Below are 12,596 nucleotides of genomic sequence, written 5' to 3'. Positions count from 1 at the left end.
ACGGGTGGAACTCGAGACGGATGTCCTGGTCGTCGGCGGTGGACTCGGAGGGGTCGCGGCCGCGCTGACCGCAGTACGGCTGGGTCACCGCGTCGTACTGACCGGGCCGACGGACTGGCTGGGCGGGCAGCTGACCAGCCAACTGGTGCCACCCGACGAGCACCCGTGGATCGAGGAGTACGCCGCCAGCGGGTACGCCGAACTCCGCCGCCGGATCCGCGACTACTACCGCCGCAACTACCCGCTGACACCCGAGGCCGCTGCGAATCCGTTGCTCGACCCGGGTCTCGGCGTCGTCAGCCGGTTCTGCCACGAGCCGCGCGTTGCTGCTGCGGTCCTGGAAGAGATGCTCGCTCCTTGGCGCGCGTCCGGCCGGCTCCGCCTGTTGCTCGAGCACGACGCGATCGTTGCCGAGGCCAACGGTGACGAGGTCGAGGCGGTGACGTTGAAGGACCTGCGCAGCGGTGACGAGCTGACGGTGTCCGCGACGTACGTCGTCGACGCGACCGAGCTCGGCGACCTGCTGGAGTTGGCGGACGTCGAGCACGTCATCGGCGCGGAAGGACGCGATCAGACCGGCGAGCTGCACGCGCCGGAGGTCGCGAATCCCCTTGATCAGCAGGCGTTCTCGTGGTGCTTCGCGCTCGAGCACCGGCCGGGGGAGGACCACACGATCGACCGGCCGGCCGGCTACGAGCACTGGCGGGACACGGTCGCGCCGTTCTGGCCGGGGCCGCAGTTGTCCTGGACGGACGTCGTACCGGTGACGCTGGAACAGCGCGAGTGGAAGCTGCTCGAGGCGAATCCGGATCAGCGAGCGCCGTTCTCGCTCTGGCGTTATCGACAAATCCTTGCCAGCAGCAACTTTGTCGACAAGGTGATCCCGGACGTCACGGTGGTGAACTGGCCGCAGCTCGACTACTGGGAGCAGCCACTGCTCGGCGGGCCCGACCCGGCGAAGGCGCTGGCCGCGAGCCGGGACCTGTCGTTGTCCTTCCTCTACTGGATGCAGACCGAGGGTGGCTATCCCGGCCTGCGGTTGCGCCCGGACATCACCGGTACCGCGGACGGCCTGGCCAAGTCGCCGTACATCCGCGAATCGCGCCGGATCCAGGCCGAGTTCACCGTGCTCGAGCAGCACGTCGGCGTGGAAGCACGGCCGGACGGCGCGGGCAGCGAGCTGTTCGCGGATGCCGTCGGCCTCGGCCGGTACCGGATCGATCTGCACCCGAGTACGGCGGGCCGGACGTACGTCGACATCGAGGCGTACCCGTTCCAGATCCCGCTCGGCGCGCTGATCCCGGTCCGTGTCGACAACCTGCTGCCGGCGAACAAGAACATCGGCACGACGCACATCACCAATGGTTGCTACCGCCTGCACCCGGTCGAATGGAGCATCGGCGAGGCGGTTGGCGCACTGGTCAGCTTCTGCCTGACCGAAGGCCTGTCACCGCGCAAGGTCCGCAACGATCCCACCCACCTGGCCGACTACCAACGCCTCCTCACCGACGGCCTCGGCACCCGGATCGCCTGGCCGGAGGAGATCCGCACCCATCGCGACTGAAAAGGATGATGCTGTGCCCCATCATGCGCTCCGAAAGTCTTTGGCCGCCCTGTGTACTGCATTGTTGTTCTCCGGAGCTTCCCTGGTGAATGCATCCGCGAACATCAACGCCCTCCCCGCCCTGCACACCGAAGGCAATCGCATCAAGAACAGCGCCGGGACCGCCGTGACCCTCAAAGGTCTCTCGGTCATCGCCCCCGAACAGAACGACGTCTGCACCGACTGCAACTCCAAGCCGATCAACGACCTGATCGACATGACGGTCTCGAACGGCTGGAACTCGAAGGTCCTCCGGCTGCTCGTCACCGAGGCCATCGGCAAGGACCTGAACGCGTACGACGCGACGTACATCAAGCCGTACGTCGACCATGCCGTTGCCAAGGGCCTCTACGTGATCATCGACCTGCATCTGGTCCGCAACTACGGTGACGCAGCCGGCGCCGTACCGCAGTCCGACGTGAAGGGCTTCTGGGACTTCATCGCGCCGCGGTACGCGAACAACCCGAACGTGCTGTTCGAGGTGTTCAACGAGCCGATTGCCCCGGACAACTGGGCCACCTGGAAGTCGTACATCCAGCCGGTCGTGGACTCGATCCGGTCGGTGGCGTCGAACGTGATCCTGATGGGCAGTCCGTCCTGGAGCACCCGGCTCAACGGCGCGCTCACCGACCCGATCACCGGCGGCAACATCGCGTACGTCTACCACCTCTACCCGAACCAAGGACCGGCCACCGCGGCCAGTCTCGATCCGAAGTTCGGCAACGCCTCGGCGACGCTGCCGGTTGTGTTGACTGAGTTCGGCTGGGATCCGTCGCCGTCGGCGAACCAGGTCACCGCCGGTACGACGTCCGGCTGGGGACTGCCGCTGCGGCAGTACCTGGATGCGCGTCCGCAGATCGGGTGGCTCGGCTGGGTGTTCGACAACTTCTGGGCGCCTGTGATGTTCGACAAGAACTGGAACCTGCTGTCCGGCGAGTACGAGGGTGCGTTCATCCGCGACTGGCTGGCCGGTGCGCCGGCGGTGTCGCCGTGCTCCGATCACCTCGCCCGCGGGGCGACCGTGACCGCGTCGTCGACGTACGACGCGAACTCGGGCGCGCCGAAAGCGGTTGACGGTTCCTGTCTGGACAGCGGACGCTGGATGTCGGCGGAGGGTGACACCGCGCCGGTGCTCACAGTGGATCTGGGGACCTACAAGGATGTGAGTCAGGTGGACGTCTACAGCGGGTACGGCTACCCGAATGTTGCCACCGGCACCGTCCTGACCGCCTTCAAGGTCGAGGGGCATACGTCCGCGGGCTGGGTCCAGCTCGGGAGCTATACCGCGAACACCCGCGCGCTGGTCTCGACCCCGGTGACGTCGGCGGCGATCGATCAGATCCGGCTGACGATCACCGACCCGTCCAGCACGACTCCTGATATCGCCCGCGTCTACGAGGTGGCCGCCCACTAGGAGGACTCGTGACCGGTTCCCGACCAGTTCGGCTGGCCGTCGTCCTGCTCGCCAGCGCGCTTGTCCTTCCCGCGGTTCCGGCCGTGGCGTCGCAGGAGGTGAAGCTGGAGATCCTGTCCAGCCGCCCGGACAAGATCACCGGCGGCGACGCGCTCGTCCATGTCGACGCACCGGACACTCAAGTCCGCGTGACGCTCAACGGCAAGGACGTGTCGTCGGTGTTCACCGAGGACGAGCACGGTGTGACCGGACTGGTCGGGGGCCTGCGCCTGGGATCGAACGTCCTCCGCGCCGAGGCCGACGGACGTCGTACGACGCTTGACGTGCGCAACTATCCGCGCCAGGGGCCGGTGTTCTCCGGGCCGCACGAGCAGCCGTTCGTCTGTGAGACCGAGCAGTTCACGATCCCGGTGATCGGCGGGACACTCGGCGCTCCGCTCGACGCCGACTGCACGGTCAAGCCGCGGATCGACTACTTCTACCGGACGACCGCGGGCGCCTTCGTGAGGTGGCCGGCCGGTACGACGTCGTACCCGGCCGATCTCGCGAAGACGGATGCTGGTGACCCGTTCATCGTGCGGATGGAGACGGGCAGCGCGAACCGGGCCGTCGTCCAGACCACGATGCTGCACGATCCGTTGCGTGAGGCAACGCCGACGCCGACCCGGCGGTCGTCGAGCTGGAACGGGCGGGCGATCTTCACGCTCGGCGGCGGCTGCGCCGGCGGGTGGCACCGGTCGGGGTCGACGACCGGTGGTGTGACGGACGCCTTCCTGCTCGGTCGTGGGTATGCGCTGATGTCCTCGTCGCTGAACGTCTTCGGCCAGAACTGCAACGACCTGACCGCGGCCGAGTCGGCGATGATGACTAAGGAGTTCTTCGTCGAGCACTACGGCAAGCCGTCGTTCACGGTCGGCTTCGGATGCTCCGGTGGCTCGTACCAGGCGCATCAGATCACCGACAACTACCCGGGCATCTTCGACGGGATCATCGTCGGCTGTTCGTTCCCGGAGGTCGGGTTCGGCACGATCTCGTTCATCAGCGACTCGTGGCTGCTCGACTCGTACTTCAACAAGTCGAGCCTCGCCTGGACCCAGGAACAGAAACGCAAGGTGGCCGGGTTCGCGACGTACGCGACCCTCCCGAGTATGGCCGCCAGCGCGAACCGGATCGATCCGCGGCGCAACTGCGACATCGTCCCGGCCGCGCAGCGCTACGACCCGGCGTCGAACCCGCACGGCGTCCGGTGCGATGTGTTCGACCACGCGATCAACACGTACGGCGTGGATCCGACAACCGGGTTCGTACGGCGTCCGCTCGACAACGTCGGCGTGCAGTACGGGCTCGGCGTACTGAAGTCCGGCGTGATCACACCGTCGCAGTTCCTCGATCTCAACGAGCGCATCGGCGGCTTCGACGCGGACGCGAACCTCGTGCCGGCGCGCACCGTCGCGGACCCGCAGGCCGTGCGTACGGCGTACCGCACCGGGCGGCTGACCAACGGCGGGGGCGGGCTGAAGGACGTCCCGATCATCGACTACCGCGCCTACTTCGACACCCAGTCGTACGGCGACATCCACGTCCGGTACCACACGTTCTCGATGCGAGCCCGGCTCGAGAAGGCGAACGGTACGTCGGCGAACCAGGTGAGTCTGCTCGAGGATGCGCGCTACGGACTGTTCAGCACCGACAGTCCGTTGCTGCAGCACGCCGTCGACGAGATGGACCGCTGGCTGACCGTCCTGGACGCCGACGCCACTTCCCGCCCGCGCATCGCCAAGATCGTTTCCGCGAAGCCGGACGGCCTGCGCGAGGGCTGCCGCGGGCCGTCGGGCTTCATCGCCCAACCACTGAACCGCGACCCGGCATCGCGCTGCGAGCAACTGTTCTCGTCCGCGTCGTTCCCGCGCGAGGTCGCCGGCGCCGGGGTCGCCGCCGACATCATCAAGTGCACGCTGCGCGCCCCGGTCCGGTCGGAGTACCCGGGCTTCACCGACGCCCAGTGGACCCGGCTGCGGACGATCTTTCCTGGCGGCGTCTGCGACTGGTCGAAGCCAGGTATCGGCCAGCAACCACCGGCCGGAACCTGGCAGTAACCGTCTGTTGAGGTTGATCACGTCCGGTGGTCACCGGGCAGTAATCCCCGGGTGACGCTCCGAACGGAGCTGCGCGATTCCCCAAGACACGACAGCATCGAACAAAGGGGAACGGAAAACGCTCTCCGTTGCGGGAGCGACGACAACCACCCAGGGAGTCTCGCGTGGCTCGAACAGATGCAATCAACAGCCTCCAGACCGACCGGACCACCCCGAGCGACAGCGCCGGGGCGACCGGTTCCGGACCACCGGGCGCAGCCGCCGAGAGTGGCGCGGGGCTGCGCTCGGCCAGTAAACCGCTGTCCTGGTGGGGTCGTGCCCGCCGGGACAAGGTTTTGTTGCTGATGGCCCTTCCCGGGCTGGTCCTGCTGCTGGTGTTCCACTACCTGCCGCTGCTCGGGAACCTGATCGCGTTCCAGGAGTACCTGCCGTTCGTCCCGTTCGGACGCAGCGCATGGGTCGGCCTGGACAACTTCGCCGTGATCTTCAACGGCGACCCGGAGTTCCTCAACGCCCTCAAGAACACGCTGCTGATCACCCTGGTGCAGGTCATCTTCGTGTTTCCGGCGCCGATCGCGCTGGCGCTGCTGCTGAACAGCCTGCTGTCGGAGCGGATCAAGCGGGTCGTGCAGTCGGTGCTGTACCTGCCGCACTTCCTGTCCTGGGTGATCGTGATCGCGATCTTCCAGCAGCTCCTCGGCGGCAGCGGCCTGATCAACAACTTCCTGCGTTCGCACGGGATGGGCACGATCGACTTCCTCGGCAACCCGGACGGCTTCATCGCGCTGCTGACCAGCCAGGTGATCTGGAAGGACACCGGCTGGGGAACGATCCTGTTCCTGGCCGCGCTCACCCAGATCGATCCCGGGCTGTACGAGGCCGCCCGGGTCGACGGAGCGTCGCGATGGCGGCAACTGTGGCACGTCACCGTGCCGGGCATTCGCGGGTTGATCATCCTGCTGCTGATCCTGCGGCTCGGCGACTCGCTGACCGTCGGCTTCGAGCAGATCATCCTGCAGCAGAACCTGGTAGGCAGACCGGCTTCCGAAGTACTCGATACGTACGTCTACAACAACGGCGTGCTGGCGGGTCAATGGGGTGTCTCGGCCGCGGTCGGATTGGTGAAGGGACTTGTTGCCGTCGTCCTGGTGCTCGGCGCCAACAAGATCGCGCACATCTTCGGTGAGGCGGGGGTGTATCAGAAATGAGCACGGTGCAGAAATTCCAGAACGGCATCGACGACGGACCGGCGATGTCGTCGCGGGTGCTCAAGACCGTCGTACTCGTCGTCTGCTGCGCGGTCGTCATCGTCCCGTTCCTCGGCGTGATCTCGACCAGCATCGCCAGCCAGGAGCACGTGACGAACTCCGGCGGCTTCGTGCTCTGGCCGGACGCGCTCAACCTCGATGCGTACAAGTCGATCTTCAACGGCGGCGTCGTACAGCGGGCGCTGCTGGTCAGCATCGTGATCGCCGCCGGCGGCACGCTGATCAGTCTCGCCGGGTCGACGATGCTGGCGTACTCGTTGAGCCGGCCGGGCTCGTTCGGGCAGCGGCCGATCCTGATGATCGTGCTGTTCAGCATCTTGTTCAGCCCGGGCCTGATCCCGAACTACCTGGTGGTGAAGCAGTTCGGGCTGCTCGACTCGCTGTTCGCGCTGATCCTGCCGACGGCGATCAGCGGGTTCAACGTGATCGTGCTGCGTTCGTTCTTCATGGGCATCCCGGACTCGGTGCTCGACTCGGCCCGGATCGACGGCGCCGGCGACTTCCGGATCTTCTGGTCGATCGTGCTGCCGCTGTCCCGGGCGGTGCTCGCGGTCGTCGGGCTGTTCTACGCGGTCGGGTACTGGAACGCGTTCTTCAACGCGATGCTCTACATCAGCGACACCGCGAAATGGCCGCTGCAGCTGGTACTACGGACATACGTCATCAACAACACCGAGCTCAGCAGCGGTGATCTCGGTGGCGCGGCGGCCGATCAGCTACCGCCGCAGGAATCGATCCAGATGGCGATCCTGGTGGTATCGCTCGTCCCGATCCTGATCGTGTATCCGTTCCTGCAACGGCACTTCGCCAAGGGCATGCTGACCGGGGCGGTGAAGGGATGACCATCAACCGCAGGAGATTCCTGGGCGGATCGCTGGCCGCGGTCGCGACGGCCGGCGGGTTGAGCGGCTGCTCGACGGTCACCCGGTCGACGGATATCGCCGCGTTGAACAAGCCGGTCGCGTTGCCGACGTACAAGCGGTTCGACGGGCCGAAGCCGGACCTGCCGCGGAGCCATCCGTTGATGCCGGACTGCTTCTACCGGTTCCCGCAGCATCCGACGAAGGTGACGAACGGGGCCCCGGGCAACGGTCAGACGGTCACGGGTACGACGCTGACGTCGAACCCGATCCCGCCGACGGCCGACCGCAACCCGTACTGGCAGGAGTTGAACAAGCGGCTCGGAGCGCCGCTCGAGCTCAACATCACGGCGGCCACCGACTATCCGAACAAGTTCGCCACCTCAGTCGCGGGCGACACGTTGGGCGACCTGTTCAACGTGGACAGCGGGTTCGCGTACCTGCCGCAGTTCCTCGAGGCGCGGGCGCAGGATCTGACCGAGTACCTGTCCGGGGACGCGATCCTCGAGTACCCGTTCCTGGCGAACGCGCCGCAGGCGTCCTGGCGGGGCTGCGTGTTCTCCGGCGGCATCCGCGCCGTACCGATCCAGCGCGGGATCATGTCGTCGAACACGTTGCTGGTTCGCCAGGACCTGATGGACAAGTTCGGCGTCGACCTCGGGTCGGCGACCGTCGAAGACCTGCAGAAGGCGGCGAAGGCGGTCACCGACGGGAAGAAGAACCGGTGGGCCTTCGCGGTGCCGCCGACCGCCGCGGTCAGCGCGATGCTTGGTCTGCCCAACGGTTGGGAGGTGCGCGACGGCAAGCTGGTGCAGAGCCGGGAGCTGCCGGAGCACAAGGAGATGCTGGCGATCACCCGGCAGATGGTGAAGGACGGCGTGATCCATCCGGACGGGGTGGCGAAGAACAACCAGAAGGTCTGGTTCACCCAGGGGTCGGCGGTGATGACGCAGGACACCTACTCGTCGATCCAGAGCTTCTACCGACGGGCCACGAACGACGACTTCAGTATCTCGATCCCGGTGCCGCGCGCCGCGGACGGCAAGGTCGGGCGGGTACTGCTCGGAGCGCCGAACAACTCGATCGCCGCGATCCGGCCGAGTTCGCCCGAGCGGACGAAGACGCTGCTGCGGATCCTGAACTGGTTCGCGGCGCCGTTCGGGACCGAGGAGTACCTGTTCCGGAAGTTCGGCCTGCCGGGACGGCACTACACGCTGAACGGCACCGACCCGGTGCTGACCAAGGACGGCGGCAGTGAGGTGTGCCTCGGCGAGTTCCCGATCCAGTACCTCGCCGACGGGCCGTACCCGGCGTACTTCCCCGGCCATCCCGAGGCGGTCGACACGGCGTACAACCACTTCAAGGCCATCCTGCCGACGGCGATCATGCCGCCGACGTACGGCCTGTACTCACCCACCCAGTCGACCAAGGGCAAGATCCTCGACACCCGGATGGATTCGCTCACCAAGGACATCCAGCTGGGCCGGGCCGACCTGGACGCCTGGGACGACGCGGTCGCCGACTACCGGAAAGCCGGCGCCGACGCCATCCGCGACGAACTGGAACAAGCCCTGGCCATCAAGGGCGACAAGTAGTCCGGCCGCGTGCGCCGCCTACCCCGGCGGCGCACGCGGCACCCGGCGGAGCCTGCCGATTGGCCGTTCGGGGACAATGGGTGACGATGACGCTGACTGAGCAACTGCCGGGGACGACCGAGCCTGACGACCTGTACGACGTGTTCGCGCGTTGGGTGGGGGAGCAGGGGATCTCGTTGTACCCGGCTCAGGAAGAAGCGTTGATCGAGGTGATGACGGGGTCGAACGTGATCCTGTCCACGCCGACCGGCTCCGGGAAGAGCCTGGTGGCGACCGGTGCGCACTTCGCGGCGCTCGCGCACGGGCAGCGGACGTTCTACACGGCGCCGATCAAGGCGCTGGTGTCGGAGAAGTTCTTCGCGCTCTGTGACGTCTTCGGCGCGGACAAGGTCGGCATGCTGACCGGCGACGCGTCCGTGAACGCCGGCGCACCGATCATCTGCTGTACGGCGGAGGTCCTCGCCAACATCGCCCTGCGGGAAGGGGACGAAGCGGACGTCGGCCAGGTGGTGATGGACGAGTTCCACTTCTACTCCGAGCCGGATCGCGGCTGGGCCTGGCAGGTCCCGCTGCTCGAGCTGCCGAAGGCGCAGTTCGTACTGATGTCCGCGACCCTCGGCGACGTCGAGCGGTTCAAGATCGACCTGTCGCGACGGACCGGCCGCCCGACCGCGATCGTCGCGTCCGGCGAACGCCCGGTCCCGCTGATCTACAAGTACGTCACGACCGCTCTGCACGAGACGCTCGAAGAGCTGCTCACCACCCACCAGGCCCCGGTGTACGTCGTCCACTTCACCCAGGCGGCCGCGCTCGAACGCGCGCAGGCGCTGATGAGCATCAACGTCTCCTCCAAGGAGGAGAAGGAGAAGATCAACGAGCTGATCGGCCACTTCCGGTTCAGCAAGGGCTTCGGCCGGACGTTGCAGCGGCTCGTGAAGCACGGCATCGGGGTGCATCACGCCGGCATGCTGCCGAAGTACCGTCGGCTGGTCGAGCAGCTGGCACAGGCCGGGCTGCTCAAGGTGATCTGCGGCACGGACACGCTCGGGGTCGGGATCAACGTGCCGATCCGGACCGTCGTACTGACGGCGTTGAGCAAGTACGACGGACGCCGGCAGCGGATCCTGAAGGCGCGCGAGTTCCACCAGATCGCGGGGCGGGCCGGCCGGGCCGGGTACGACACGTCGGGGACGGTCGTCGTACAGGCGCCGGACCACGTGGTCGAGAACGTGAAGGCGCTGGCGAAGGCGGGCGACGACCCGAAGAAGCAGCGCAAGGTGCAGCGGAAGAAGCCGCCGGAGGGGTTCGTCACCTGGGGTGAGGACACGTTCGACCGGCTGGTCGCGGCCGAGCCCGAGGCGTTGCAGTCGCGGATGCGGGTCAGCCACGCGATGCTGCTGAACGTCATTGCGCGCGACGGCGACGCGTTCGCGAGCATGCGGCACCTCCTTCGCGACAACCATGAGGACTCGCGTGCGCAGGTCCGGCTGATCCGGCGGGCGATCCAGATCTACCGGACGCTGTTGACCGCCGGCGTGGTCGAGCGGCTGGACGAGCCGGACGAGAACGGCCGGTCGCTGCGGTTGACCGTCGATCTGCAGAAGGACTTCAGCCTCAACCAGCCGCTGTCGACGTTCGCGCTGGCCGCGCTGGATCTGCTCGACCCGGAGGATCCGTCGTACGCGCTCGACGTGGTGTCGGTCGTCGAGGCGACGCTCGAGGATCCGCGCGCGGTGCTGTGGGCGCAGGAGCATCACGCCCGCGGCGAGGCGGTGAACGCGATGAAGGCCGAGGGGATCGAGTACGAGGAGCGGATGGAGCTGCTCGAGGACGTCACCTGGCCGAAGCCGCTCAATGAGTTGCTTGAGGCAACGTTCGAGATGTACCGGCAGACGCATCCGTGGATCGCCGACGCCGGGTTGTCGCCGAAGGCCGTCGTGCGGGACATGTTCGAGCGGGCGATGACGTTCGGCGAGTTCATCGGGTTCTACGGACTGGCGCGGTCGGAGGGCGTCGTACTGCGGTATCTGAGCGACGCGTACAAGGCGCTCAAGCAGACCGTGCCGCCGGACAAGGTGAACGAGGACCTGACCGACCTGATCGAGTGGCTCGGCGAGGTTGTCCGGCAGACCGACTCCAGCCTGCTCGACGAGTGGGAGGAGCTGACCAACCCCACCGACGAGCCGGAGGCCGAGGTCACGCCGACCGGTCCGCGCCGGATCACCCTGAATACAAGGGCTTTCCGCGTCCTCGTCCGCAACGCGATGTTCCGCCGCGTCGAGCTCCTCGCCCTGCACCGCTGGGCCGAGCTGGGCCAACTGGACGCCGACGCCGGCTGGGACGCCGCGCGCTGGGCCGAGGCCGGTACGGCGTACTACGCCGAGCACGACGTGGTGAACACCGGCCCGGCCGCCCGCGGCCCCGCCCTGTTCATGGTCGAGGAACACCCCGGCTACTGGGAAGTCCAGCAGATCATCGACGACCCCGAAGGCAACCACGACTGGCGCATCAGCGCGTCGGTCGACCTGGCCGCCTCGGACGAAGCCGGAGACCTCGTCCTGGAACTGGCCTCGTTCAAGCCTTTGTAGGCCACTCCACGTCGACCTCGGTCTCGGCTTCGTAGTCCACATCCGGTACGTCGAAGCCGTAGAGGCGGCGTACCTCGGCCAGGAACCACTCGGTGTCGGCTACCTCGCCGATGTTGGCTGCGGTCGCGGCTTCCCACTGGGTGCGGATCGCGGACTGGACGTCGTCGGCGAGTTCCCAGCGGTCCAGACGGATGCGGCCCTCGTCGTCGAGATCCAGCGGGGCCTCGCCGGTGAGCTGGTCCCAGAGCGAGATCGACTGCTGGACAGGGGTCTGCAGGCCGTGGACCTTGTGCAGGATGCTGACGTAGAGGCCGATGCCGGGAATCGCGGACGAGGCCTGGGTGACGGCCGCGCCGTTGACCGACGTCATCGCGGTGACGCCGTCCTTCGCCAGGTTCAACGCGGTCTGCTCGAGGTCGGCCTTCGCCGCGCCGATCGAACCCTGGCGGTAGATCGGCCCGGTCAGCTCGGAGCCGATGTAGGTCAGCGCAACGGTGTTGAACCCCGGCTTCAGCAGGTCACGCTCCTGCAGCGCGGTGATCCACCGGGCCCAGTCCTCGCCGCCCATCACCTTCACGGTCTGCGCGAGTTCGTCGTCGGTGGCGACGTCGATCGAGACCTCCTGCAGCACCGGCTCGCCGTCCTCGTACGCGAGGCTCTTGGTGGTGTACGGCGCACCGATCGTCTTCAGCGCGGACTGGTACGTCTCGCCGTTGCGCGGATCGACCCGCCGCGGCGCGGCCACGCTGTAGATCAGGTGATCGATCCCGCCTAGCTTCGCGACCAGATCGAGTACGTCGTTCTTCGTGTCGTCCGCGAACGCATCCGCATTCACGAAGCTCCACGAGCGCCCGAGCTCGGCCGCCAGCGCTGCCGTCTCCGCGGTCCGGTACCACCCGGCGGTCGCCGTACGACGAGCTGTCGGCGCCTTCTCGAACGACACCCCGATCCCGTCGACGCCGTACCGGGCCAGACCCGCGATCGTCGTCGCCAGCCCGTAGCCCGAGCTCGACCCGATGACGAGCGCCGTACGGCGTCCCGGCGTACGGGCCTCGACCTGCCCGGCCATGTCCCGCACGATCCGGGCGCAGCCGGCCGGGTGGGAGTCGAGGAAGAGGAATCCGCGGCCGAGGGGCTTGATCACGCGCTCAGTCATGCGCACGACCCTAGCT

8 protein-coding genes are annotated in these 12,596 nt (G+C 67.2%); 7 read left to right on the top strand and 1 reads right to left on the bottom strand.

The features are described from left to right. Positions 1-4 precede the first annotated feature (4 nt). The 7 genes from FDA38_RS40545 (at position 5) to FDA38_RS40515 (ending at position 11,424) form a co-directional block, all read left to right on the top strand. The gene (locus tag FDA38_RS40545) at positions 5-1,564 is read left to right on the top strand and encodes an FAD-dependent oxidoreductase (protein ID WP_137259493.1); all 1,560 of its coding nucleotides are present in this window, start codon (positions 5-7) and stop codon (positions 1,562-1,564) included. 85 nt (positions 1,565-1,649) lie between these two features. Further along, positions 1,650-3,017 (top strand): cellulase family glycosylhydrolase, encoded by a 1,368-nt coding sequence (locus tag FDA38_RS40540; protein WP_137259492.1) that lies wholly within the window; start codon positions 1,650-1,652, stop codon positions 3,015-3,017. Positions 3,018-3,025: 8 nt separating this feature from the next. Then, entirely contained in the window at positions 3,026-5,113 is a 2,088-nt protein-coding gene (locus FDA38_RS40535) for a DUF6351 family protein (protein WP_137259491.1), read from the top strand. 164 nt (positions 5,114-5,277) lie between these two features. After that, the gene (locus FDA38_RS40530) at positions 5,278-6,321 is read left to right on the top strand and encodes an ABC transporter permease (protein ID WP_233715217.1); all 1,044 of its coding nucleotides are present in this window, start codon (positions 5,278-5,280) and stop codon (positions 6,319-6,321) included. Then, the gene (locus tag FDA38_RS40525; RefSeq protein WP_137259490.1) at positions 6,318-7,223 is read left to right on the top strand and encodes a carbohydrate ABC transporter permease; all 906 of its coding nucleotides are present in this window, start codon (positions 6,318-6,320) and stop codon (positions 7,221-7,223) included. The genes FDA38_RS40530 and FDA38_RS40525 overlap by 4 nt, the downstream gene beginning before the upstream one ends. Next, entirely contained in the window at positions 7,220-8,836 is a 1,617-nt protein-coding gene (locus FDA38_RS40520) for a type 2 periplasmic-binding domain-containing protein (RefSeq protein ID WP_137259489.1), read from the top strand. The genes FDA38_RS40525 and FDA38_RS40520 overlap by 4 nt, the downstream gene beginning before the upstream one ends. 86 nt (positions 8,837-8,922) lie before the next feature. Further along, a complete protein-coding gene (locus tag FDA38_RS40515) occupies positions 8,923-11,424 on the top strand; it encodes a DEAD/DEAH box helicase (RefSeq protein ID WP_137259488.1) in 2,502 nt (833 codons plus the stop codon). Here FDA38_RS40515 and fabV read toward each other — a convergent pair. Next, on the bottom strand, positions 11,411-12,580 hold the full coding sequence (fabV, locus tag FDA38_RS40510; RefSeq protein ID WP_137259487.1) for an enoyl-[acyl-carrier-protein] reductase FabV: 1,170 nt from the start codon (positions 12,578-12,580) through the stop codon (positions 11,411-11,413). The two genes, FDA38_RS40515 and fabV, sit on opposite strands and share 14 nt — an antisense overlap. Positions 12,581-12,596: the final 16 nt, after the last annotated feature.

Origin of the sequence: Kribbella jiaozuonensis, assembly GCF_005233875.1 — a bacterium.
GTDB classification, from domain to species: Bacteria; Actinomycetota; Actinomycetes; order Propionibacteriales; family Kribbellaceae; genus Kribbella; species Kribbella jiaozuonensis.
This window is presented reverse-complemented; position numbering and strand designations above follow the sequence as displayed.